Genomic DNA, 26157 nt, shown 5'->3' on the forward strand with positions numbered 1-26157 from the left:
GAGCCGTTTTTGCGGCTCCGTTATTTTTTTATTATTTATTTTTCTTCCGACTGTGCAGCTTCATCTGCTTTGGCTGCATTTTTCTCAGCCTTGGCGATCTTATGCTTCTTAACCGACTTTGCAATGAAAATAACCACTGCCGCAACTATTCCAAGGAAAACAAGGTACGGCGCAAGGTAGATGATAACGAACAGCAGCCATTCAAGGAACGACAGGAAGCCCTCGCCTGCGCTGCTGAGGGTACTGCTCAGTCTTTCCGCAAATGTATCGGTCTTTACAGGCTCTGCCTCATATTCCTTTACCTCGTTCAGAGTGAAATACACGTAAGAATATGCCACATCTGTCTCGATAGTGTTCATTCTGGTTTTAAGGTTTGCTATCTGTATCTGAATGTCGGTAAGCTCTTTTTCGACCGCAATGGCGTACTCGTCCTCGGTGATATCCGCAAGCAGCGCAAGGTAGCGTGCTTCCTTTGCCTCATATATGGCAAGAGTGGTGGAAAGGTCGCTGTATTCCTGGCTCATATTTGTGACGCTGGCGTTCTTGCTGCGCAGATCACCCAGTCCCCCTGCCGCATTACAGAAATTATCATAATCCTTGCTGGGTATTCTTACTGTGGCAGTATAGGATTTCCACTTTTCCTCACTGCTGCTGTACCATCTGCCCTCGGAGCCGCCGTCGCTGAAATTCTCCTGCTCAACAAATCCGCCGTATGTATCAAGTGCGTTCCTGAAACCGCTCAGCGATGTTTCAAAATTCAGCGTATCAACGCTCATTGTGCAGGAATAAACCAGCATTTCCTTTGATACCGCATTTGGTTCGGCGGTGCTGTCCGATGCAGCTGCGTCATATGAGGGCACATCTGCCGAATCGTAATCCTCTGACGCATATGACTCATCGGAGGCATAGGAATAATCATCTGAATAATATCCGTTTGAGTCTTCTGAATATGACCTTGACTCGCTGATTCCGTTTGCATATCCAATGGCGGGCGCCGTATCAGATGCTGACTGAGAACTGCCGCAGGCTGTGAGAAGAAGCATACATAACGCTGATGATAAAATTAAACTCTTTTTCATAATATGACCGTCCCTTCGCATGATATTTACTGATGTATATACGAATGAGGATAACCGAATTTATGGCAGAAATTGTTATTTTTATGTTAACATATGCTGAACTTTTATATTTTGCTGTCTGCCCACCCTTTTCAATCCATTCAGAAAGCGCTAAGAAACTGCGGCAGCACCGTTATTTTAAATAAATTCGGCTTTTTTTCATTTATTTTAATGTTCAATTTTTTTATTGCATTTCATTTGGTAATGTGTTACAATATAAGCTATGAAACTATATGTTCGGAGGCAGATGTCATGGCTGAAAGCAATGAGATGTATAAGAAAAAAACCGCAGATAAGAATAATCGTCCTCAGTTCCCCAAAAGAGCAGTTATAACAGGCGGTATGCCTTACGGAAACAAGACCCTCCACTTCGGTCATGTGGGCGGAGTGTTCGTTTTTGCCGATGTATATGCACGCTTCCTGCGTGACAGGATAGGCAAGGAGAACGTTATCTTCGTTTCGGGAACAGACTGCTACGGCTCCCCTATCGCCGAGGGCTACAGAAAAGCCTGCGCTGAACAGGGCTTCACAGGAACTATCCGTGACTATGTTCAGAGAAATCACGACGCTCAGAAGAAAACTCTCGATGATTATGACATCAGCCTTGACCTGTTCGGTGCTTCCGCTCTGGGTGACACCGCAGAGTGGCACAACAAGGTCTCCGACGCTTTTATCAGAAAGCTTTATGAGATGGGTCATCTGAAAAAGATATCCACCGCTCAGTTCTATGACGAAAAGGCTGGAATGTTCCTCAACGGCAGGCAGGTCATCGGCAAGTGCCCCGTTCAGGGCTGCCAGTCCGAAAAGGGCTATGCAGATGAGTGCGATCTGGGTCATCAGTACAATCCTATCAACCTTATCGACCCCAAGAGCACACTGACAGGTGAAACTCCCGTTATGAAGGACGTTGTAAACTGGTACTTCAAGCTTCCCGATTATAACGATCTGCTCAAGGAAATGGCTTCCGAAATGGAGAAGCAGGACAATATCCGTCCCGTTGTCACAAAGACTGTAAAGGAATTCCTTGAGCCTCCAGTTATCTATATAATGAACGACTATATGGACACCTACAAGGAGCTTGCTCCTCAGATGGCTGAGCATGAGCTTATCGTTGAGCCTAAAAAAACATCCTTTACTATAGTTTTCAAGGAGCTTTCCCAGAGAGATGATGCCTGCAAGCTGCTCAACGAGCATCATGTACGTTTCAGAGAGGGCAAGACACTTGTTCCCTTCAGACTTACAGGAAACATCGAGTGGGGCGTTCCCGCTCCCGAGCTTGAGGGCGAAAAGGGTCTGACAGTATGGGTATGGCCCGAATCACTGTGGGCTCCTATCTCCTTTACCGTGGCATACCTTGCTTCTCAGGGCAGGGACACCGAGGAATGGAGAAAATACTGGTGCGACCCCGATGCTAAGGTATATCAGTTCATCGGTCAGGACAATATCTATTTCTACTGCGTGGCTCAGACCGCAATGTGGATGTCCTTCCAGGGCGAAAAGCTGGAGGATATGTCCCCCACTGATACAAAGGGGCATCTTACAATGCCCGTTCCCGTGGCTAACCACCACATTCTCTTCCTTGACAAGAAGGCTTCTTCCAGCGGCTCCGTAAAGCCTCCTATGGCTGCCGACCTGCTGGACTACTATACCGCTGAACAGCTGAGAATGCACTGGCTGGGTCTCGGTCTCGGCATGAGAAGCGTAAGCTTCCAGCCCAAGCCCCTTAACCCCAATGCAAAGCCTGAGGACAGCGATCCCGTAACAAAGGAAGGCTTCCTGCTCTCCAACGTATTCAACAGAGTTATCCGCACCTGCTTCTACGATGTTCAGAAGTATTATGACGGCGTAATGCCCGTGGGCGAGGTATCCGAAAGCGTTATTGCCGACTCCGAAAAGGCTATCCTCGAATACGAGAGATTTATGTACAAGACCGAGTTCCATCAGGTAACATATGTTCTTGACTCCTATATCAGAAAGGCAAGCAAATATATGGCAAAGGCAAAGTCCGAGGCTGATAAGTCCGATGATGATGCTCTCCGCCGCCGTTACCTTATCGACACATTCCATATGATAAAGACCGCCGCTGTTCTTCTTCACCCTCTTGCTCCCAAAGGCACAGAAATGGTAAAGGATTACATGAACCTCGACGAGTCCGTATGGAGCTGGGATCATATTTTTGACACTCTCCAGACTATCTGCGGCGGTGACAGGAAGCTCAAATTCCTTGAACCCAAGGTGGATTTCTTCAAGCGTCATCCTTCTCAGTTCAAAGCTGAATGACATTTTTAGCGATCTTTACTAAAAATAATGCAGGATTATTTATGCTATTGTGCAGATTTCAATAGTTGTTATAGGTTTTTATATGCAGATACTATATTGATTTCAGCTGTAAAATTATAGTATAATATAATAAAGCGAGCGCAGAATTTCTCGTTTGAGGGATTCTGCGCCAAAAATTTTAATACGGATGTGAATTTGATTGAGCAGCAAGAATAATAAAAAGAAAAAGAAGTCTCAGGCTCCAAAGACATCTGCTCAGGCTCAGAAGCCCAAGGCAGCAACGGAAGAGGTTGACGAAAAGAATATACCTGTCCAGAGTCTCAGCGAGATGCTGGCGTTTGCTCACGAAGCGGAGGCCGACCTTGATAAAGCCGAGGAAAATGAGATTGATATAATAGTTCCCACTAAGAAGCCCGAAGAAAAGGCAGAAGCTAAACCTGCTGAGGCTCCCAAGGCAGAAGCAAAACCCCAGCAGCCCAAGACTGAGGCTAAGCCTGCGGAAGCTCCCAAGGCAGAAGCAAAGCCCCGGCAGCCCAAGACTGAGGCTAAGCCTGCGGAAGCTCCCAAGGCAGAAGCAAAGCCCCAGCAGCCTAAGGCTGAGACTAAGCCTGCTGAAGCTCCCAAGGCAGAAGAGCCTAAAACAGAAACTAAGCCCGTTTCGGGTCCTCCCATATCTGCGGAGGAGGCTGCAAGACGAGCAGCTTCCGAGGACGCTCTTGACAGAGACCTGGAAAACGCCCGCCGTCAGAAGCTCAAGGAAGAAGCATATCTCAAGCATCAGCGTGAGATGGAGCTGAAAAAGGAAGAAGAGCGCCTTGCAAAGGCAGAACAGGCAAAGCAGCGCCAGATATCCGCCATGGAAGCGGCTAAGAAGCGTGAGGAAACAAAGGCTGCCGAGGAAGCTCAGCAGAAGGCGGAAGCTCCCGCAGCTGCACCCGCACCTGCTAAAAGCACCAAGAAAAAGAACGCCACTGCAAGATACTTCAACCGCACCCTTATGTCCATGAACGCAGCAAAGGGTCTGGCAGTTGCACTTGTTGTTGTACTGCTGGCTTACGGCGGCGCATTCATCTATGTAAACTCCCAGAATGAGGAGATCTACTCCGACCTTGAAAAGAAGCTTACAGGTCAGAGCAGACTGGTTTCCGATTCAAGCATACAGTACGAGATACCTGACACCTCTCCCCTTTCCGCCGAGGAAAAGACATCTCTGGGACTTAACGAGGGTCTGGAGGATTCCGACTGCGACGGTCTCACCGATTACTACGAGATAAACGTATCCAAGACCGATCCCGCAAATCCCGACTCCGACGGAGACGGTCTGCTGGACGGACGTGAGATAAGAGCGGGTCTTGATCCCCTTAATCCCACATCCGACGGCTCAACTCCCGATAATGAAGTTATCCGTGACAACACAGTTGCCGCCGAGCAGGTAAGGGCTGAGATAAAGGGACAGCTCAAGACTGCATATACCACCGTTTCAAAGGTGAATAACAACAGTATCCAGGGTACTCCCGGACTTGTGGGCTATGCTTATGAGTTCTATACCGACAAGAATTTTGATTCCTGCACCCTGACCTTCAGCTACACCGATAACCAGGCGGAAAACAAGAACGTGAACGAAAGCAATCTTTCTATCTTCCGCTTCAATGCCGACAAGCTGAGCTTCGACCAGCTCACCAGTGCCGTAAATTCTGACGCAAACACCGTTTCCGCCGAGATAACCGAAAATGGAATCTATGCCCTCTGCGACACAAGCATTCTTTCGGAAAAGGGCAGCACAAACGTGTTCTTCCTCATCGACAACTCAGGCTCCATGTACCCCGAAGAGCTTTGTGCTAACTCCGAGGAAAATGACGTTGAGTTCAAGCGCCTCGACTTTGCCGTAAACCTTATTGATATGCTGGGCGTTGAAGCAAATTACGGCGCAGGCGAATTTTCGGGCGGATATGCAAATATCACTCCCATTTCAAATGATGTCAACACTGTAAAGCAGAAGATTTCCGATATCAGAAACAAAAATCAGGTGTTCTCGGGAACCGAGATCGCAGGCGCTATCACCAATGCGGTCAAGGAATTCGGCGGAATATCAAGCGCTGACAGGAACTACATAATCCTTCTGACCGACGGTATGCCCTCCGTTGCAAATGCCGCAAAGGACAAGGCTGCCATCGACGCTGCAAAGGCTGCAAATATCACAATATTTACTATCGGTCTCGGAAAATACATCGACGCTGAGTACCTTTACAGCATTGCCGAGCAGACAAACGGTCAGTTCTTCCAGGCTTCCAACGCTGACGCACTGGAAAACATCTACGAAAAGATCCAGAGCTTTATGTCCTACAATCAGGTAACATTCGAGGAAGAAAGCGGCACAAAGGGCTATATCGTTGCTGATTCCGGCTTCAACGTTCTCAAGGACGGTATCGGCTACAACAACTTCCGCTCCGACTTTTCTCCCAACGGCGCTGACGTGGGAATTGCAGGACTTATCCGTGACTATTACACCGGCTCTCTTGAAATGTCCCGTGAGGGCTACACCACCGATGACGGCACATCAGTTCCCAGCTATGACATCAGCTCCATTTCGGGCATCACAGACGGCAAGGCAGACCTTAACAGCGTTGAGCTGGGCGCTCTTGCTTCCTACAATGAGTATATCCAGCGCAGCGACAAGTGGAACTACCGCAGCATAAAGGGCGGCACTCTCCACTACACAAACGATACCAGAGCATTCATTGACGAGGCAAACCTCAAGGTAATAACCTCTCACTATGATTATTCCGCACCCGAGCAGAGCGGATTTATGAAGTTCCTGCGTACAATCACCTTCAACAAGATAAAGGACTTTACCGATTATGAGTGCGTTCTTATCGACAGCAAGAACCTCCAGGGTGACGATCTGGCGATAATGAATATGCTCCGCTGGTACTGCGCAATTCCCGATGCGGCTGACAAGTGCAATATACTTGACTTCGGATACAATGGCGATGAGGCATTTGACGAGCTTATCAACGAGCTTACCACAGGTACTCCTGCGCTCATCACCTACGGCGGCTCCGCTATGAACGCTATCAGGATAATCCGTGACGAGGAAAATCCCGACCTGTTCGTTATTGACGCATACGACAGCAACAGCCCCGAAAGAAGCACAAGAATAACACTCAGAAGAACACCCGTTTATGACGGCGACACCATTCCCACATATCAGTATTCCGCTTCCAGAGGATCGGTAACGGAGCCTCTGAGAATAATTGTTGAAAAGTAATAATAACTTACAGGCTCCTGTCGGAAACGGCAGGAGCTTTTTTGTATATATTTTGCAATATTTTTTCACCCCTCCCTGCATATAATATCTCAAACCACATCAACTTTATCAGGTTACAGAATGAAAACAAAACGGTTTCAACAGCAGTAAAAAATGTTAAAGCATGAATACAAAAGGCTGACAATTCAGCAAAAGTCATTGACATATCGGGCTTTGACTGGTATTATAGTATAGCAGACTTATGTTTGCACGATGTTTATGAAGGGAGATGCGAGTTTGGCTGATCTGAATTATAAGCTGTGTATGGGCTGCATGGAGCCAAAGGAGACCGAGGGCGCTTGCCCGCTTTGCGGTTACTCGCCCGATGTTCCGTATCTGCCGGCATATCTGCCTCCCAAAACCATTCTCAATGACAGGTACATCGTCGGCAAGCTTCTGAGGTATAACGGCGAGGGCGCTGAGTATATCGGCTTCGATACCGTTACCATGTCAAAGGTCACAATCAGGGAATATATGCCCGATACACTTTGCAGCAGAAATAAGGACAGCACGGTAATTTCTGTTAAGCAGAACTGCGTTGCCCAGTATAAAGCCTTTATGTCCGAATTTGTTGAGCTTAACAAGATGCTTGCAAAAATGCGGACTCTTAACCACATAAATCCGCCTATTGATATGTTCGGCGAGAATAACACAGGATATGTTATTTTCCGCTACATCGAGGGAATGAACCTGGCTAAGTACCTGAAAGAAAACGCAGGCGAGCTTACCTGGGAGGAAGTAAAGCGGATGTTCCCGCCTATCTTCACCACACTTTCCCTTGTACATAACGCTGGTCTTATCCACAGGGGCATATCCCCCGATAATATAATCGTCGGCGAAAAGAACGAGCTTAAACTCATAGGCTTCTGCATCGCTGACGCAAGAACTGCCAACACCGAGCTTGCTTCCGAGATATATCACGGCTATGCGGCTCCCGAGCAGTACAGCTCAAGCAACTGGCAGGGCACATGGACAGATATCTACGGTATCTGCGCACTGCTCTACAGAATGCTCACAGGCACTACTCCGATGGACGCTATGGTGAGAATGACAAACGACACTCTCCCCGAGCCAAGGTCACTTAATCCCAATATCCCCGTCAACGTTTCAAAGGTCATTATGAACGGTATGGCGCTTTCGGGCGAAATGAGGATACAGACCGTTACCGAGCTTGTGACCCAGCTTTTTGAAGAGCCTGAGTTCAATAAAACAAGGACTGTATCTGCTACCCAGACCATAACTATCCCCAAGCAGCACAGCACAAAAGGCCCCGTTGAGGAACCTGAGAAAAAGCCAGCAAAGAAGCCTATGAGCAAGCACAGAATATTTGTTATCGTAGGCGTGTGCGCAGCGGTTCTCCTGTGCGTTATAATGGGCATCATGATGATGGTGCTTGACGACAACAGTTCAACCGTGGCAAACGGAATAACCACTGCTCCCCAGGCAACTATCCCTGAGATCGGCGATATCGAATCGGAAGCATCGGGCAGTGTGACCTCCGCTCCTGACGGTTCGGCTCTCCCCAATGTTTCAACTATCCCCACTCTGTCAGTAACGGTCTCCGACTCGGATACAAATCCTGCGGCAAATGAATCGCAGACAACTATCAAGGCAGGCGCTACCGTTTACATCATGAACGACCTTGTGGGCAAGAATTACGATACCGTAAAGAACACCTCCATCAAGGACAATCTTACAATCACACCCGAGTATGTTTATACAGATGAATACAAAAAGGGTATCATATTCGAGCAGTCCATCGAAAAGGGCTCCAACTACGAAAAGGGCGCAGAGCTTACGCTGAAAATAAGCATGGGCCCCGCAAAGGTAGTAGTCCCAGACTTCTACGGACTGAACAAGAAGGATTATTTCGCTATCCTCAACAGCGAAGGCATCAAGTACGAGGAAAAGGCGTATGAGACCACCAACACCCTCAATGACTACGTTGCATGGATAAGCATTGAACCCGGTGAGTACATCGACCTAGAAGCAGGAGAAGTGCTTTCCGTATTCGTTGCGGTAAATCCTGACAACACCGCCCCCTCCGAGACGGAGACATCGCCTTCGGCAACAACTGAGACAACTACCGAAAGCACTCCATGGGTAACTACCTCCGTCCCCGATTTCACCCTCTGGACAGAGTTCGAGACAACTCCTGCCCTTACGGATGAACCCGATATCACAATCAGATACGACTACTGATGTGATGAACTATTAAGCTTGTGAAGAACAAAGACAAGGAACAACACGGAAAAATAGAAGCTCCGTCCCGTAACAGAAAAATAACGGGACGGAGCTTTGTGTTTTATTTATAATGCTGTGCGGGCACATTTTGAATTTTGTCCGTACCTGCACCTTACGACGGGAAGCAAAAATATTTTTTTCAAAAAGCGTTTTATCAAATCAAAAGCCCGCACTCACAAAGAGTACGGGCTTTTATAGTGTCAAATTATAAAAACAATCCCGAAATAAACACCGCAGCGGCTGCCACAAGAGCAACCACGATAAGCGGCATATCGAACAGGGCAAGTATCACTGCCGCAGCCGTTCCGATAACTGCCTGAACAGTAAATTCATCGCCCACACAATAAAAAATTGCGGGTATGGTCATTGCGCTCAGCACCGCATAAGGGATATAATAGAGAAATCTGCGGAAGAACTTTGACTTTATCTCTTTTCTGAAAAGGGTGAGGGGCAGCATTCTTATAAGATATGTAACGCCTGCCATTACCGCAACGTATGCGACTATGCTCATTCTTCCTCAGCCCCCTCTTCGTCCTTAAAGAGCATTGCTCCCAGTGCGGAAGCGCCTGCACCGCTGATTATGATAGCAAATCCGCTGCTTACCATGGTAAGCACATATTTGAACATCAGCGACAGTATTGCCGCAAATATGGCGACGGAAAGCACGCTCTTCTTGCGCTTCGCAACGGGGATAACTATTGCAATGAACATTCCGTACAGCACTATTCCCATGGCGTTTATTATGGACTGGGGAAGTATCTGACCCGAAAATGCGCCGATGAACGTGCCTATGCTCCAGCCAAGGAACGATACAAGTATCAGCCCGTACATATATTGCGGAGATACTTTTTTGGGCTGTGCGGATGCCACGGCGAATATCTCATCGGTGATGCCGTAGGATACAAGCATTCTCCTCGGCGTATTAAAGCTGCTGTCCAGCTTTCTTGACAGCGACAGACCCATAAGTGCATATCTCAGGTTGATGACAAGCTGAGTCAGCGCCATTTCAAAAAGTGAGCCTCCTGCTGCTATGACCGTAACGCCCATTACCTGACCTGCGGAGGTAAGGTTCGTTACCGATATGCCCACTGCCTGAGCCACTGTAAGCCCCATATTAACGGCAAGTATGCCAAATCCGAAGGACACGGAAAGATATCCCAATGCTATTGGTATGCCGTGCCTCATTCCTTTAAAAAAATCCGAACTCATAAAAAATCCTTTCCAAACGCAGAAAAACAGCCGACTTGCGGTCGGCTGTTGATTTCAGTCGTCTTTGACCTTCTGTTTATGGAAATATCAAAGCTTCCAAAGCTCTTCGGCATACTGTCTTACAGTTCTGTCGGAAGAGAACTTGCCTGCGCTTGCAATGTTCATCCAGCACTTCTTGCTGAATACGTTTCTGTTCTTGTAATCGTAGAGAGCACGTAGCTTGGTGTCAACATAGCCCTCCAGATCGGTGAGAAGGAAGTAGTTATCGGGCTTGTGCCAGCTTGCGCCGTTGATAAGGGAGTTGAACAGCTCGCCGAACATTCCTGTATCGCCGTCGTTGAATGTGCCGTCAACCAAAGTATTTACAACACGCTTTACACGATCGTTGCGGTTGTATATCTTCTCCTTGGGCTTGTAAGTTGCCTTGATAGCGTCTATCTCCTCAACTCTTGCGCCGAAGATATACTCATTCTCCCAGCCTGCTTCCTCAACGATCTCAACGTTAGCGCCGTCATAGGTTCCAAGAGTAACTGCGCCGTTGAGCATAAACTTCATGTTGCCTGTACCTGAAGCCTCCAGACCCGCTGTAGAGATCTGCTCGGAGATATCTGCTGCGGGAATGAGCTTTTCAGCGTAGGAAACGTTGTAGTTCTGAACGAAGATGACCTTCAGCTTATCCTTGGTATCGGGGTCGTTGTTAACAAGCTTTGCCACCTCATTGATATACTTGATGATGCCCTTTGCTCTGCGGTATGCGGGAGCAGCCTTTGCGCCGAAGATGAACGCTGTGGGCTGGAGATCGGGCAGCTTGTGATCCTTTATCTGGAAGTAAAGGTCCATAATGGAGAAAGCATTGAGAAGCTGTCTCTTGTACTCGTGGAGACGCTTTACCTGGATATCAAAAGCAAAATCGGGAGAAAGGTCAATGCCCTCATGCTCCTTGATGTAAGCGCAGAGCTGCTCCTTCTTGGTTCTCTTGATAGCCATGAAGCGGTTGATGGTGTCGCCGTCATCAACGAACTTTTTAAGACCTGCCAGTCTGTCAAGGTCAGTCTGCCAGCCGTCGCCTATCTTCTCGGTGATAAGAGCGGAAAGCTCGGGATCGCATAGACCCAGCCATCTTCTGGGGGTAATACCGTTGGTCTTGTTCTGGAAGCGGTCGGGGAATATCTCATACCAGTCCTTAAGAACATCGTGCATAAGGATATTTGTGTGGAGCTGTGCAACGCCGTTGGTGTGTGCGGAAGCGAAGATAGCCATTCTTGCCATGTGGATAACGCTGCCGTCAACAATGAGCTTGGAGTTTATCTGCTCCTCGGTCTGACCGATAGACTTAAGGTACTTTTTGAGGTAGTCGTTTATCATGAGAATGATCTCATAAACTGTGGGGATAACGCTCTTGAACAGGTCGATGTTCCACTTTTCCAGAGCCTCGCCCATAACGGTGTGGTTGGTGTAGTTGCAGGTCTTCTGAACGATATCGAATGCTTCCTTGAAGGAAAGACCTTCCTTGAACATGAATATTCTGATGAGCTCAGCAATGGCAACTGTGGGGTGAGTATCGTTGAGCTGAAGAGCGTAGCACTCTGCAAAGTGGGAGAAATCCTCGCCGTACTTTGCCTTGTAGCGTCTGATAACGTCCTGAACGGAAGCGGATACGAAGAAATACTGCTGCTTAAGTCTCAGTCTTCTGCCCTTTTCGGTGTTATCGTTGGGGTAAAGAACATCGTTTATGGCATCAGCCATGATGTTGCTCTCGGAAGCGCCCATGTAATCCTGGTTATCGAACTTCCAGAAATCAAAGCCCTTGATGCTCTCAGCCTGCCAGAGACGGAGAGTATTTACAGCCTTTCTGTCGTAGCCGATGATAGGTGTATCGTAAGGAACAGCCTTTACGGTCTGATCTGCAAATTCAACTATAACAGCGTCCTTGTCGCATCTTACGCTCCATGCGTCGCCGTAATCCAGCCAGGGATCGGCAGACTCTCTCTGGAAGCCGTTTTCGATAGACTGCTTGAAAAGTCCGTACTTATATCTGATACCGTAGCCGTTGAGGGGTATATCGCAGGCAGCTGCTGAGTCAAGGAAGCAGGCTGCAAGTCTGCCGAGACCGCCGTTGCCCAGGGAAGCGTCCTCTATTTCCTCCAGGCAGGCAATGTCAATGCCGTTGTCGGAGAATATCTGCTTTGCCTCATCAAGAAGACCTGCGCAGTAAAGGTTGTTGAACACTGCTCTTCCCATAAGGAACTCAGCGGAGAGGTAATATGCTCTGCGCTTGGAATTATGTCTTTCCTCTGTTTCATTCCAGAGAGGGATAATGTCGCTCATAACAGCCCTTGCAACAGCGTTGTGAAGCTGGCGGGGAGTTGCGTGGCTTATGTCTGTTCTTCCGTCGATCATAAGATTTTCATTGATCTTTGAGGTAAACTGTGATTTATCCATCTGAATAATCCTCCCGAATATATTTTGCCGCACCTGCGGCGAAAGAACTGTAAAACAAATCAATAAATATAGTGTACCACATTCTGCAAATAAAATCAATAACGGATTTAACAAAATAATTTTTTTCACATTTCGTAAAGAAATCTATACAGATATATGCCGCTTAAATGCGTTCCACGAAAAGTCTGTAAAGGCTGCTGTACATATTTTTAAACAGATTTATCATATTTTACGTAAATTTTACAATAGGACTATTTGAAATTCACTTATTTGTGTTACAATAACTGCGTGTGAGAAAATGTGTTTTTTTGATGAAAAGTACCGTGCGGTTTGGGAAACCGCTAGGATACGCAGTCAGGCGCAACGGTACAATGAAAGGATGAGCATTAAATGTCAGTGTTCAATGTCATTCAGCTTTTCGGCGGTCTCGCAATGTTCCTCTACGGAATGAGCCTTATGAGCGACAAGCTTGAAAAACTCGCAGGCGGAAAGCTGGAGCAAATCTTCGAAAAGCTAACCTCAAACCGCTTTAAAGGCCTTCTGCTGGGTGTTCTGGTAACGGCTGTTGTACAGTCATCATCAGCGACCACAGTAATGCTGGTAGGCTTCGTAAACTCAGGCATCATGCGCCTCTCACAGGCGATATCCATTATAATGGGCGCAAACATCGGAACCACAGTCACCACATGGCTCCTGAGCCTCTCGGGTCTGGAGGGCGACACCATCGCCATTCAGCTGTGCAAGCCCGAAAACTTTGCTCCCGTACTCGCACTTATCGGCGTGGTCATGCGAATGACTACAAAGAACGGCAGGAAAAAGGACATCGGCGGCATTCTCGTTGGATTTGCCCTGCTGATGATAGGTATGGACACCATGGGCAACTCCATGGCTCCCCTTAAAGACTCCGAATCCTTTGAGTCTCTCCTGACACTTTTCAAAAACCCCCTACTCGGCGTAATGGTTGGCGCTCTGCTTACAGCTATCATTCAGTCCTCCGCCGCTTCCGTGGGTATGCTCCAGTCCCTTTCCCAGAGCGGAAAGATAACATTCGGCACCGCATTCCCCATTATCCTCGGTCAGAATATCGGTACCTGCATCACCGCAATTCTTTCCTCGGCGGGCGCAAACAAGAACGCCAAGCGTGTTGCAGCAGTTCATCTTTACTTCAACATAATCGGAACAGTGCTGGCGCTGACTGTTTATTACACACTTGATTATTTCATTGATTTTTCTTTCAAGGATTCCGCTGTAACAGGTTTCTCAATCGCACTGGTGCATACAATATTCAATATCTGCACCACCCTGCTGCTGCTCCCCTTCACAAACCTGCTTGAAAAGCTTGCATACCTCACTATCCGTGACGAGGTGAAGGACGACAGCGAATCCCCCGTTCTTCTGGACGACCGTTTCCTCAGCACTCCCGGCGTTGCTATCGAGCAGTGCAGAAACGTTACCAACAGAATGGCTTCCCTCGCAAAGGATACTATACTCATCGCATTCGATGTCCTGAAGCACTACGATGAGGACAAGGCCCAGATGATAATTGACAACGAGGACAGCATAGATAAGTACGAGGATATTACAGGCACATACCTTGTAAAGCTTTCGGGCAGAAGCATGACAATGGACGACAGCAGAACGGTATCATGTCTGCTCCACTCCATAGGCGATTTTGAAAGAATATCCGACCATGCGGTGAACATTCTTGACACCGCCAAGGAGATACACGAAAAGAATGTTGAGTTCTCCGACATGGCAAAACGTGAGCTTCAGGTAATGTTCAAGGCTATTGAAGATATACTTGATCTTACGGTAAGAGCCTTTGAAGCAAAGGACATCTCCCTTGCAAGGCGTGTTGAGCCTCTTGAAGAGGTTGTCGATACCCTGCGAAACGAAATGAAAACACGACACGTTGAGAGACTTCAGGAAAAGATATGCACCATTGAACAGGGCTTCATCTTTACCGACCTTCTCACCGATCTTGAAAGAGTTTCCGACCACTGCTCAAATGTTGCTGTAAATCTTATCCAGATAAACGACAACAGCTTTGATAATCACCAGTACCTTAACGAGCTGAAGAGCGAGGGCAATGAGGATTTCATCAAGCAGTACAAGGAATATTCCATAAAGTATGTTCTGCCCAAGGCAGCAGAAAAATAAATAACTCGCTGAGGCTATAACGCCTGCACGATATGCGAGTAAGTAATAATAGTAACAGAAAGCGTATCGGCAAATCCGATGCGCTTTTTAATTTCCTGTGTAAAATCCGTGTAATGAAAAGGAGAAATTCATATGGCAACCATTTATTGTGTTGAAGATGACGACGGCATCAGAGAGCTTATAACCTGCGCCCTTAAAACAGGCGGCTACGAGGTAAGCTCATTTGCAGAGGCAAAGTCCTTTGAAGAGGGTCTGAGAAGAAAGATCCCCTCCCTTATCCTGCTTGATATAATGCTTCCCGGAAAAGACGGCCTCAAGATACTCAGCGAGCTGAAAGCAGGTATGTATGCAGATATCCCCGTAATAATGCTCACAGCCCGCTCCACCGAGCTTGACAAGGTAAACGGCCTTGAAGCAGGTGCGGACGATTACATTACAAAGCCTTTCGGCATAATGGAGCTGCTCTCCCGTGTGAAGGCAGTCCTCAGAAGAGCAGGCGGCACAGGCTCCGCTGCGGCTGAACAGTACATAGTGGCAAATCTCGTTCTTGACGCTCCCAAGCACAAGGTGACTGTGGGCGAAAAGGACGTGGAGCTTACATACAAGGAGTTCGAGCTGCTGCTGTGCATGCTCCAGAACAGGGACATTGTTCTCACCAGAGAACAGCTCATGGAGCGTGTATGGGGCTATCAGTTCGCAGGAGAATCCCGCACTGTTGACGCTCATGTAAAAACTCTCCGCCAGAAGCTGGAGCAGGCAGGCTGCGCAAACATTATCCATACCGTCCGTGGCGTAGGCTACAAGATCAGCTTATGACCCTGAAAGGAAAAGCAAATGCAGAACCGAATTTGTAAAGCCATAAGCACTATTGTGATGACCGCCGTGCTTGTACTGGGAATACTGTTCATGCTTATCGGCTACGAGCTTTATTCAAAAGAAGCAAGGGACGCTCTTATGTCCTCCGCAGACACAGCCCTGAGCTTCACAGACAAGCCCGAGGAAATATACGACGTAATGAAAAACGCCGTCAGCTTCGACGTCCGTGTGACTATGATAGATAACGACGGAAATGTTCTTTACGACAGCACTTCTCCCGCAGCTCTCAGCGAAAATCACCTTGACCGTCCCGAGGTGCGGCAGGCAATAGAAAACGGCAGCGGCACTGCCGAGCGTTACTCAAACACCCTTTCAAGGCGCACCTACTACTATGCCGTAAAAACTGACGGGGGAATAATCCGTTTCTCCTGCAATACTCAGGGAATTTCCGCCATTTTCCTTGGTGCGATACCCATTTTCCTTGCGGCATGGGGTCTGGTAATGGTGGTGGCTGTGGTGGTTTCCATGAAGCTTTCGGAAAACATCGTCACCCCTATACGCAAAATGATTAAGTCCATGGACGTTTTTGATGACACCATTGAGGAAAGCATCGCCGATTACGGCGAGTATGAGGAGCTGCTCCCCATGGTAAAGCTTGTGGCCCGCATGAAGCGTGAGATAAAGGACTACATCGCCTCGCTTTCCGCCGAAAAGAACACCATTGGTCTCATAACCGCAAACATGACCGAGGGCATGATACTCATTGACCGCAACGATGATATCATCTCCATCAACCGCAGCGCCTGCGATCTGGTAAACCCCGTTTTCCCTGCGGAAAGCGGACGGAACATCATTGAATTCTGCCGAAACACCGATTTCATGGAGCTTATCGAGCAGTCAAAGTGCGCTGCCAGCGTTACTGGCACATTTTCCTCCGAGGGACGTTTCCTCAGGGCGTTCATCAGCCGCATAAGCTCCGAGGATAAGCTTTCGGGCGCTGTTATAATCATCGTCGATGAAACGGAGATACATCTGGCAGAGGAAATGCGCCGTGATTTCTCCGCAAATGTTTCCCATGAGCTGAAAACTCCCCTTACCACCATAAGGGGCTTTGCGGAAATGCTGGGCGGCGGAATGATAACCGACGGCGACGATATCCGCAGATACGGCAAGCGCATATATGACGAGGCCAACCGCCTACTGAACGTTATAAACGACATCATCAGGCTGTCGGAGATAGAGGAAAATCACTCGGAAATTTTCACCGAGACCAACCTTTCAGCTGTTGCAAAGGAGGTCGCCGAAAATCTCGCCGAAAAGGCAAAGCGTCTGGAAATAGACCTTTCTGTCAGTGGCAGCGACGTTACAGTTCAGGCAAACGGCGGCTACATCTACGAAATGATATACAACCTTACCGAAAACGCCGTGAAATATAACCGCCCAGGCGGAAAGGTGCTTGTAGATGTGAGCCGTGCAGGTGACAAGGCTGTTATAACCGTGGCAGACAACGGCATAGGCATACCAAAGGAGCATCAGGGACGCATTTTTGAGCGTTTCTACCGTGTTGACAAGAGCCATTCCAAGCAGACAGGCGGCACGGGACTGGGACTTTCTATCGTAAAGCACATCGCAGCCCTCCACCACGGAAGCATTTCCGTTGACAGCGAGGACGGCAAGGGAACCGTATTTACGGTAATGCTCCCCATGACCCAGCAGACGGCAATGGCACCCGTTCAGTAATACAGCAAAACAGCTCCCGCAGCAGTGCGGGAGCTGTTTATAAATTACGCACCTGTTTTTACTTCAGATGCAGCATTATATCTTGCCCCAACAATTATTCATCATCAATATTTACAGGTATTTCGTCATCGCTGTTAACGGTATCCTCTGACTCAACTATGCCAATATCATCGGTAATAACGCTTGATGACGTTTCTGAATATATTTGAACGGGTTCTATATTTATGGCAACACCTGTATAACTTGACAGCTTATCTGAAAAAGCAGTTCTTGCCGCTTCCGTTAAGTTTAAATTTGCGTACATCGGTACTTTTTCTGCAAGGTCTTCCGCATTTATACCTGCGGCTTCATAATCGCTTTGTGAATGCGTATAGATCCATTCAGGACTGTAGATGTTATCACCATGCACTATAGAATACTTCGACGCAAATGTTTTTGTAATCAATTCAATATTGCCGGAAAATAATATATTAAATTGATCCTGAGTTATTCTTACACTTTCATATTCTGAATCAATGTAATCTTCAAGTGCAGATGCCGCTTCTTCCTTGGTTACACTAAAGTCAGTAATAAATGAATACACATTCAGATAATCTTTGATACTCGATACCGCACCTTTTCTCGAAAAATAATTATTAAGCCATTCGTCCACTTCGCCCGACGGTCTTATATCAAGCAATGAACCGGGAACACTATCGAATTGTGATATACACGGCTGATAAAAATCAGAATTCATATCGCCCCCTGAATCGCCGTTATTATCAAAAGGCTCAGGCATTTGCTCATTGTTTTCATCAAGCTGATCATTGTTATCAGCCGCCTCCTGAGCATACGATTGAACAATATCGGCTGATGATGCTTCGTAATTTTCCATAACGGAAGATTGAGTATTTTCCTGTGATGTTTCAGCGACAGTTGTTTCATTTGCTTTATCGCACGCTGTAAATACAAGCACCGATAATATTGCAAAAGCCCATATTTTTTTATTTATTTGTTTCATAATGTTTCCCTCTCTATAGTTTTAATTATTGTGAAAAGCCAATTTGCGGAAAAAGTTTTTTGGGATCTATTGTTGTACTACTATTAACTGCATTATTTCCGCTTCCTCCTGATGTCGCATTTACTGTATTAACATCCAGATGCAAGTGCGGACCAGATGATTCTCCAGTATTACCGACATAACCAATAAATGTTTCATAAGTTACAACATCATCTTTTTTTAGTGTAGATCTACTCTGCATATGCAAATATCTTGCTGTATAACCTCCGTCATACAAAATTGCGATATAGTTTCCCGCCGACTGGGAAGGACCTTCAAATAATACTGTTCCACTTCCAATTGAATAAATCTCTCTTCCATTAATAGAATTAGGATAAGTATCAATAATATCTAGTCCATAATGACTCGCACTGTATCCTCTTGACAAAGCAGTGGGGACATTTGTACCTCTAAACGGATAGGAACAACCTGTCGAAAATTTTCCATTTATAATAATTGAAGCTGATGAGTTGTTTTGAATTTTAACTTTGTGAATTCCCTCTTCTTTTATAATAAAACTCCTCTGAAGTTTTCCAGATACCCCTGAAGCATATCGAAATTGGTTAGATGGAGTTGAAAGTCCAAACCAAACACTTGCATTACTTGGTGTGTAAGTAAAATTCAAATACACAATATCGCCTGGATAAAGATATAGTTCATTGCTGTATCTAACATATGTATTTGCTGAAATCTGTTTGTTATTTACTGCAGCAACATAAGGAATAGTGCAGGAAACCTGTGCATTTACAATTATTCCAAAGTTTGACAAAACCAAAATTAGAGCAAGAATGATTGACACGACTTTTTTGACATTAACATTTAAAATTGACATTTTATAAATTCCTCCTGTTTAATATTAATTTTAATTTTCACAATAAATTTTCCTCCATATTATAGATGATACACTTATAACTTCAAATATTTTCCGAATAGATTAAATACCAACTTTTACTCAGCAAAAATAACATAAGTCACTTAATTAATATGTCTTAGAAGTCACTTCTCCTTTCTGCAATAAAACAGCATTGATTTTTATAATTATTTATTTTAGAGACAGTATATAAATTTATTATTTATTTGCAAGTTTTAGAAACATAATTACTAACATCTTCTGCCCTGTTATTTTTATTAACTTTGGCAGAAAAAGTTAGAGTATATGTTTCACCTTTTTTTAGACCAGTAGTGGATTTAGAAACAGTAAGTTTATCACTATTAGATGATAGATTGCTCCAATTAGCTACAACTGTTCCCTGGCTGTCTGTTAATATAAGATATCCATTTGTAATACTTGTTGTTCCATTTGCACCTGTGACTTTAGCATCGCAATAGGCAGTTGTACCGCTAAAAGCCAGCCAAACCGAAACACTGCTAGTATTAGATAATCGAGTTTCAGCAGCCGAAGCAGTTGTCACCGTACAAAACATTATAATAAGAACCGCAAAAATCGAAATAAAACTTTTGACTTCTTTTTGCATAAAAATCCTCCTTTTTACCTGTCTCTATATTAAAAGACGGTTTAAAAATAAAAAAGGCTGCAAAAAAAATTGTTTATTTTACATTTTTGGCGATTTTTACTAATTCTTCTTTAGGCAAATGTGCAAGTACGCTAAATGAGTATCCATCCTTATACCATACAAGAGTATTATAAAAATCGTTATCTTTACTCTCATAATAATGATACTCTATATCATTCACTATAAATTTACTGTATGAATTATGCTCGTTATCATAGATAGTGCTTGACCCATCAGCTATACCATAATCAAACATTATTTTATTATCATTTTGATCTATATAGGTAAGGGATACAGAAATTCTTGAGTATTCACCATTGGTCAAATAATACCCTTCAGGAAAATATCCTAAACGAATGTTGTTATTAAAATTATCAACTGTCAATTCATCACCCCCAAAATCATATTTGTCATAATTTTTAAAAACTGTTTGTATAACATTTTGAACGGCAGCATAAACAGCAGGCTGAGTAAGAAGTCCACCAAAAACAGCTCCCATTATTGCTGCAGTGGTCACAACTAATTTTACAAAAATATATGTGCATTTTTTTATTCTATCACTTCTGCCTATAGAATTTGCCGTTTTCTTATTTTTCCTTTCGAATTCGGCAGAAAATTTATAGTCATCATATTCGTGGTAGTTATCAAGCGCCTGTATTTCCATATTCCAACAAGTCATAAGAGCATCAGTTAAAATCAAGTCAAATATTTTTTCTTTAGTTTCACTTTTCATTATAAAATCCCCCCAAACGTTCCCTCAGCATTTTTCTTCCACGATAGATGCGTGATTTTGCCGTATTTTCAGATATATTAAGCCACGAGCAAATTTCATCAATACTATATTCGTATATAAGCTTTAATGTCAACACATCACGATATATAACATCAAGACTTAATATTTCCTGCACAAGCCTATTATATCCTATATCCGATAGAATCTTACCTATAATATCATCTGAAACTGGCTCTTGTTCATCTATGGGTTCAATCTTATCTATATGCTCCACCTTAAGATTATCCAAAGCTTTATTCCTTACCATAATTATAACAAGTGCTTTTGCCTTTTTCGTTCTTACAGCAGGAAAATCTGCAATAATCTTAGCAATTTTAAAAAGGCAGTCCTGAACCGTTTCATTGGCAAGCGCTTCATTATGCGTTATAGACATAGCTGTTTTGTACATTAGAATACGGTATGTTTTGTATATTTCCGTAAATTTTTCTTTATCATTTGGTTGGTCTATTAGTGCAAGATAAAAGCCTAACATAGTCATCACATCCAATATTACTTTTTGATAATCTTTATATATAATATACTATATTTGTTTATAAAAAGCAAGAGCACCACCATAAAAAGTGATGCTCCTGCTATAAAAAATGTAAATCAGATATTGTCGAATATAAATTCAAATATAAATATTATATTCGTATTTGTTCAATCCATTGCGGCTTGTTTTATTATATTTTTAATGTTCCGCAAGAATTGTTCTGCTTAGCAGCCCTATTTCATCATAATAATGCAGTGTGCGCACACTGACACCTGTAAGCCTTGCAAATTCACTGATCTTATACATGAGTATCTCCTTTCCTGTCTCCGTAAACTCAGTATATACTATGACGCAGCGTCAGTGTCAAGGGGTTTTGAAAAATTTTTTTCAGTTCATTTTCCGCAGTATTTGCTGCCCTGCATGGTATCGTCACGGGCAAGTTTTTTGTCAATCTCGTTCATGACCACAAACTTTTTAAGGCTCCACAGCGGGGCTATCAGAGTGTCCCTTGCGCCATCACCCGTAACACGCTGGATAATAAGCTCAGGGGGCAAAAGCTCCAGCTGGGCGCAGATGATTTCCACATATTCCTCCAGCGTCAGGGCGGCAAACTCCCCTCTCAGATATTCCTCCGCCATGGCAGTGCCCCTGATGATGTGCAGCAGGTGGAGCTTTATGCTGTGAAGCTCCAGCTTTGACATCTCGTAAGCCGATTCGAGCATCATCTCACGGTTTTCCCCGGGGAGGCCGTTTATAAGATGCACGCAGACGTTTATGTCCTTGTCCCGCAGGCGCTTATAGCATTCCAAAAAGTCATAATATGTGTGACAGCGGTTTATTCTTTCGGCAGTTTTATCGTGAACAGTCTGCAAACCAAGTTCGACTGTAAGATATGTCCGCCTGCTAACATCGGCAAGATAGCCCAGAACATCGTCCGAAATGCAGTCGGGACGGGTGGAAATGGCAATGCCGCAGACATTTTCAAGGGTCAGCGCCTCCTCCACCATGGCCCTTATCTTTTCAAGAGGGCCATAGGTGTTGGTGTTTGCCTGAAAGTACGGGATATACAGCCCCTCGTGCCATTTCATGTTCATTTTCGCCCTGACCTGTTCAAACTGCTCTGTGACCGAAAGTGCACAGTCCCCCGCAAATTCCCCGCTGCCCGCAGAGCAGTATGTGCAGCCGCCAACGCCCTTTGTGCCGTCGATATTCGGGCAGGTAAAGCCGCAGTTGAGGGATATTTTCATCACCTTGCAGCCGAACCTCTGTTTAAGGTAGCTGCTTTGGGTTCGGTAGCGCTTATTTGTGTCAGAATATTTAAAAGGGCTTTGCATAAAAACACTCCTATGCTGCATTTATAAATAAGCTTTTAATCTCATATTGTACGCAGATTAACTTTATTGGTGAAAGTTATTGCGCCATATTGCTTCAAGCTGTGATAACATTCAGTATATCACTTTTTTACAATTTCTTCAAGAGAAATTGCTCAATATTTATGCTATGTTCCAATAAATTTAAGAAATACAAACCAAAATCTTATTGATTTTTCTGATACAGATGGTATAATATAATAAATGAGATAAATATATACTATTTATCGGCATTTTATCGGAAGGGAGAGATTTTATGAAAACTATATTTGTAACCGGCGCTGCGGGAATGATAGGAAAGGCTGTTGTGGAAATGCTCCTGCAGAAAGGCTATAACGTTATAGGAACCGATACAGCTCCCGCTCCTTTTGAAGATAATGACAATTTCAGCTTCGTTCAGTGCAATATTACCGACAAGGAAAAAATAACAGGCGTTCTGAACGGCAGCAAGATAGATATGCTTATCCACCTTGCATGCACAGTTGATAACGACTTCCCGGACGTTCTGTCCTCCGATGAGGAAAAAACCAGCGCCGCTGTGGATAAATATCTTTACAAGGCTGCAGAAGCTGCTGGAGTGGCTGACATACTTATGCTCAGCACACACCAGATCTATGCGCCTCAGCGTACAAGAGAGCCTATACGTGAGGCAGCTGCCGAAAGGCCGTCCTCCATATATGCAAAGCTCAAGGCCGACTCTGAAAAGGCTCTTGTAAATGCTCTCAAGAAATCCACTGGCACAAAGGGCGTTATCATGCGCATATGCCCCATTTACACCAAGGATTTCACCGAAAATCTGAAAGCAAAGGTATATGATGCAAAGACCGGCTGTGCGTTCGTTTACGGCGGCTACGGCGATTACGGATACACTTTCACCTGTCTTTACAATCTTGTGGATTTCATATACGGCATACTTACCTGCCCCGACACTATTACATATCAGGGTATTTACAACGTATGCGACACCAAGCCCATTGCTGCAAAGGACATCATTGAGCTGCTGAGAAACGATCACAAGATCGGTGCAGTAATGTCCAGAAACTACGGAAGTGATGCTGCCAAGGGCGGAGTTACCGCAATATTCGGCTCAAAGGAATCACGTACCGATTACAGGTACAATGATCTGAGCGTTGCGTGCAGCAACATTTCCTACGATAACACCAAGGCACAGCGAATCGCCACATTCCGCTGGAAGCTTTCAAACACTAAGTAACACGTATAAATTTAAATGTCCTGCGGATTTTCTGCAGGACATTTTTTATTATTATATTGAGGTTTGGGGATATGAAAGTGAACGGTTAATTTGTCCGTACCCGCACAAAAAAAGCAGCGCTCAAACGCTGCTTTTTTACTCTTACTTTTTCTTTCCAAGCTCGTCCTGCTCATCGTGCTGGGTCTGATTCTCGGAGATAGCCCATGTCTTAACGATGATCTTGCTTCTGTCGCCGCCTGTTTCGATAACAACGGTATCGTCATTCTTACGAACGATAAATCCAACTATGCCGCCGATGGTTGTTACCTGATCTCCCACCTGGAGAGAATCTCTCATCTGCTTCTGCTCCTTGTCCTTCTTCTTCTGGGGACGGATAAGCATAAAGTAGAAGATCGCCATGATAACGACGAGCATTACAATGGAGGATACCAGCTGAGAAGTTGCTGCTGCCTGTGAATCAGCTGTATTTGCTGTTGCAGCTGCCAGAACTGAAAAATATGTGTTGAGCATTAAAGTTATCTTTCCTTTCTTATTTTACCAGAATAAAACTATATACTATTTATTATACCAATTCCAACTGAAAATGCAATAGCTTTTACAGAAATTTAAGATTTAAAATGTCACGGCGTATAGTCAATATCCGCTTTTCTTGCCTGCGATTTCTGATAAGGGCGCTTGATGCGGTAAAGTCTGCCGTCTTTGAGGAATCTTGCCCCTGTCTGGTGGAATGTGAAGCTGACCCCTGCGTCAACGCACTGGCAGCGCAATGAAAGTATCCAGTCATAGCTACATATCCTTGCTTCATTGCCAGATTCTCCGCCTGCGGACACGCTTTCTATCCGTTTTGGGTCGAGGTATGTGCTCAGGTCTATGCTCTCCAGCAGAGGTTCGCATACTATGAGCCTGTGCTTTATTGGCAGGCTCAGGAACACCGGCAGCCGTTCATCGGCACGCTTCTGATTTTCGCAGGTGCAGCCGATGATAACATTGTCGTAGCCCTCTCCCCAGTCCTCGGGCAAACACTGCGCCAGACGGGTTATACGCTTGGTGAAAAATATAAAGTCCACGTCGCTGCGTTCACGCATAAACTGCCATGCTTCTCCCCGCCTTTCGTCCGCCTCGTCAAGGAGGAAGTCGGAGGTAAAGCAGGTGAAAAGCACTGCTCCCGAGTGCACCTTATATTCACCGTTCTTTTTCCTGCGCACGGGCAGGTCAAAATCCTTGTTATATGACAGCAGGCTGCCGTCCCTGCCGTGTTTCTCGTCTGTGCGATACACGTAGCAGTGGCGGCAGCCCTCGCTTATCTTTTTGCAGCCGTGCCATGGGTTCCATGAAACGTCCATATCTGCTCCTTTATGGCTTTTCATCGGGGTGCTTTTTGTAATACTCCTCCGATATCTTCTTCTGATAACGTGCGTCAATGTGCTCCTTGACAGCTCTGCCACCCCTGCCTGCCAGCTTTGCCAGCATAAACAGTCCGTAAACCAGCGATATTGCGGGGATTATCAGCAGATATACCGAAGGACCTGCAAGTATCTTGCCGATTATCTCGGCGCTGCGTGTGCGGTTCTCGTACCATGGATAGCTGATATTTGTCGTTACCATAACGCTCTCACGTATCTCCCTGAAGCCTGTGAAAAGCTTCAGGAGACCGAATCTGCCAGTCTGGTCGATGAGAACGCTTGAATCCTCGGGGACGGTGTTTATATCCTTCATGACCCCGTAAGCGTAATCCTTGACGATATTTGGCAGGCACACCTCATATGATGTGAGCACAAAGCTGTCGTTCAGCTGCTTTAACGATTCATAGGGCATATACACTCTAGGCTTTGTGCCGTATGCGGTCTTATCAACCTCATTATCGGGTGACTCCACAACAGCCGCCACGTAAAACACCTTGTTGTTTATTTCCAGCGGCATTCCCACGGTGTCCATGGAGCCGAACAGCTGCCATGAGCACTGCTTATCAAGGATTATCCTGTCAAGGTTGATGTCCTCCGATGTGTAATAGCTGCCGTACATTATGTCCTCCGGGTGGAAGATGAAGTAGTCCCCCACCGTGCCTGTTACGGCAACATCGCAGCTGCCCATTTTTCCTGCAATGGAAAGTGTGGAATCGCCTGAGGCACAGTCTATCCAAAGCCTGCCCTCGGGATTATCCTCCGCATCAAGGACGGAGCTTTCTTTCAGCTTTTCCTCGACACTTTTCCTCATGGAGTATATCCCCATCATGTCAAATCCATTGGAGGGAGACACATAAAGTGATATCTGGGAGTATTTATACTTGTCGTTATCCCACATTTCCTTTGCCTTGTCAGATGAATAATCCCTTGAAAGCGATGATATCCGCAGGTAAATTATCCCGAATACCGACAGAAGAACGGCGTTTATTATCAGCAGAATTATATTGAATTTTTTCAGTCTGCTCATTCACGTCACC

21 protein-coding genes are annotated in these 26157 nt (G+C 45.4%); 7 read left to right on the plus strand and 14 right to left on the minus strand.

The window, feature by feature from the left end; translation table 11 throughout:
• Positions 1–35 precede the first annotated feature (35 nt).
• Entirely contained in the window at positions 36–1079 is a 1044-nt protein-coding gene (locus OCV68_RS03750; RefSeq protein ID WP_262570835.1) for a DUF4349 domain-containing protein, read from the minus strand.
• Between the two features lie 291 nt (positions 1080–1370).
• Between OCV68_RS03750 and OCV68_RS03755 the strand changes: the two genes are divergently transcribed.
• From OCV68_RS03755 to OCV68_RS03765, 3 genes are all read left to right on the plus strand, one after another.
• Positions 1371–3398, plus strand: a complete 2028-nt coding sequence (locus tag OCV68_RS03755; RefSeq protein WP_262570837.1) for a methionine--tRNA ligase — start codon at positions 1371–1373, stop codon at positions 3396–3398.
• A 199-nt stretch (positions 3399–3597) separates the two neighbouring features.
• Positions 3598–6666: a VWA domain-containing protein gene (locus tag OCV68_RS03760; RefSeq protein WP_262570839.1), complete on the plus strand. Its 3069-nt coding sequence runs from the start codon at positions 3598–3600 to the stop codon at positions 6664–6666.
• Positions 6667–6942: 276 nt separating this feature from the next.
• Positions 6943–8907 (plus strand): protein kinase domain-containing protein, encoded by a 1965-nt coding sequence (locus OCV68_RS03765; protein WP_262570842.1) that lies wholly within the window; start codon positions 6943–6945, stop codon positions 8905–8907.
• Between the two features lie 247 nt (positions 8908–9154).
• Here the strand turns inward: OCV68_RS03765 and OCV68_RS03770 are convergent, their stop codons facing one another.
• The 3 genes from OCV68_RS03770 to OCV68_RS03780 form a co-directional block, all read right to left on the minus strand.
• On the minus strand, positions 9155–9460 hold the full coding sequence (locus OCV68_RS03770; RefSeq protein WP_022474847.1) for an AzlD domain-containing protein: 306 nt from the start codon (positions 9458–9460) through the stop codon (positions 9155–9157).
• Positions 9457–10158: an AzlC family ABC transporter permease gene (locus OCV68_RS03775; RefSeq protein WP_022474848.1), complete on the minus strand. Its 702-nt coding sequence runs from the start codon at positions 10156–10158 to the stop codon at positions 9457–9459. The genes OCV68_RS03770 and OCV68_RS03775 overlap by 4 nt, the downstream gene beginning before the upstream one ends.
• 87 nt (positions 10159–10245) lie before the next feature.
• Complete coding sequence (locus OCV68_RS03780) at positions 10246–12600, minus strand: glycogen/starch/alpha-glucan phosphorylase (protein WP_262570847.1); 2355 nt, start codon at positions 12598–12600, stop codon at positions 10246–10248.
• A 390-nt stretch (positions 12601–12990) separates the two neighbouring features.
• Between OCV68_RS03780 and OCV68_RS03785 the strand changes: the two genes are divergently transcribed.
• The 3 genes from OCV68_RS03785 to OCV68_RS03795 all read left to right on the plus strand — a co-directional run bounded on the left by OCV68_RS03785 (position 12991) and on the right by OCV68_RS03795 (position 17316).
• Entirely contained in the window at positions 12991–14760 is a 1770-nt protein-coding gene (locus OCV68_RS03785; protein WP_262570848.1) for a Na/Pi cotransporter family protein, read from the plus strand.
• Positions 14761–14892: 132 nt separating this feature from the next.
• Complete coding sequence (locus tag OCV68_RS03790; RefSeq protein WP_022474851.1) at positions 14893–15576, plus strand: winged helix-turn-helix domain-containing protein; 684 nt, start codon at positions 14893–14895, stop codon at positions 15574–15576.
• An 18-nt stretch (positions 15577–15594) separates the two neighbouring features.
• A complete protein-coding gene (locus tag OCV68_RS03795; RefSeq protein ID WP_262570853.1) occupies positions 15595–17316 on the plus strand; it encodes a sensor histidine kinase in 1722 nt (573 codons plus the stop codon).
• 94 nt (positions 17317–17410) lie between these two features.
• On the opposite strand, the gene OCV68_RS03800 is transcribed toward OCV68_RS03795, so the two are convergent.
• From OCV68_RS03800 to OCV68_RS03830, 7 genes are all read right to left on the minus strand, one after another.
• On the minus strand, positions 17411–18316 hold the full coding sequence (locus OCV68_RS03800; RefSeq protein ID WP_262570855.1) for a hypothetical protein: 906 nt from the start codon (positions 18314–18316) through the stop codon (positions 17411–17413).
• 25 nt (positions 18317–18341) lie between these two features.
• Entirely contained in the window at positions 18342–19187 is an 846-nt protein-coding gene (locus tag OCV68_RS03805) for a M23 family metallopeptidase (protein ID WP_147621108.1), read from the minus strand.
• 241 nt (positions 19188–19428) lie between these two features.
• The gene (locus tag OCV68_RS03810; protein WP_147621107.1) at positions 19429–19830 is read right to left on the minus strand and encodes a hypothetical protein; all 402 of its coding nucleotides are present in this window, start codon (positions 19828–19830) and stop codon (positions 19429–19431) included.
• Between the two features lie 73 nt (positions 19831–19903).
• Positions 19904–20602 (minus strand): DUF4367 domain-containing protein, encoded by a 699-nt coding sequence (locus tag OCV68_RS03815; protein WP_147621106.1) that lies wholly within the window; start codon positions 20600–20602, stop codon positions 19904–19906.
• Positions 20592–21134 carry an RNA polymerase sigma factor gene (locus OCV68_RS03820; RefSeq protein WP_262570858.1) on the minus strand — a complete coding sequence of 181 codons (543 nt, stop codon included), beginning with the start codon at positions 21132–21134 and terminating at the stop codon, positions 20592–20594. Before OCV68_RS03820 ends, OCV68_RS03815 begins: the two co-directional genes overlap by 11 nt.
• Positions 21135–21332: 198 nt before the next feature.
• Positions 21333–21440: a MerR family DNA-binding transcriptional regulator gene (locus tag OCV68_RS03825; RefSeq protein ID WP_262570861.1), complete on the minus strand. Its 108-nt coding sequence runs from the start codon at positions 21438–21440 to the stop codon at positions 21333–21335.
• 86 nt (positions 21441–21526) lie between these two features.
• Complete coding sequence (locus OCV68_RS03830; RefSeq protein ID WP_262570863.1) at positions 21527–22468, minus strand: TIGR01212 family radical SAM protein; 942 nt, start codon at positions 22466–22468, stop codon at positions 21527–21529.
• 292 nt (positions 22469–22760) lie between these two features.
• Here OCV68_RS03830 and OCV68_RS03835 point away from each other — a divergent pair, with 292 nt between their 5' ends.
• On the plus strand, positions 22761–23717 hold the full coding sequence (locus OCV68_RS03835; protein WP_022474856.1) for an NAD-dependent epimerase/dehydratase family protein: 957 nt from the start codon (positions 22761–22763) through the stop codon (positions 23715–23717).
• A 141-nt stretch (positions 23718–23858) separates the two neighbouring features.
• On the opposite strand, the gene yajC is transcribed toward OCV68_RS03835, so the two are convergent.
• The 3 genes from yajC to OCV68_RS03850 all read right to left on the minus strand — a co-directional run bounded on the left by yajC (position 23859) and on the right by OCV68_RS03850 (position 26147).
• Positions 23859–24227, minus strand: coding sequence for a preprotein translocase subunit YajC (yajC, locus tag OCV68_RS03840; protein ID WP_022474857.1), 369 nt, complete (start codon positions 24225–24227; stop codon positions 23859–23861).
• A gap of 110 nt (positions 24228–24337) precedes the next feature.
• Positions 24338–25060, minus strand: a complete 723-nt coding sequence (locus OCV68_RS03845) for a phage Gp37/Gp68 family protein (RefSeq protein ID WP_262570866.1) — start codon at positions 25058–25060, stop codon at positions 24338–24340.
• Between the two features lie 10 nt (positions 25061–25070).
• A complete protein-coding gene (locus tag OCV68_RS03850) occupies positions 25071–26147 on the minus strand; it encodes an ABC transporter permease (protein ID WP_262570868.1) in 1077 nt (358 codons plus the stop codon).
• Positions 26148–26157 lie beyond the last annotated feature (10 nt).

It is taken from the genome of Huintestinicola butyrica, from assembly GCF_025567215.1.
Lineage (GTDB): Bacteria > Bacillota > Clostridia > Oscillospirales > Ruminococcaceae > Huintestinicola > Huintestinicola butyrica.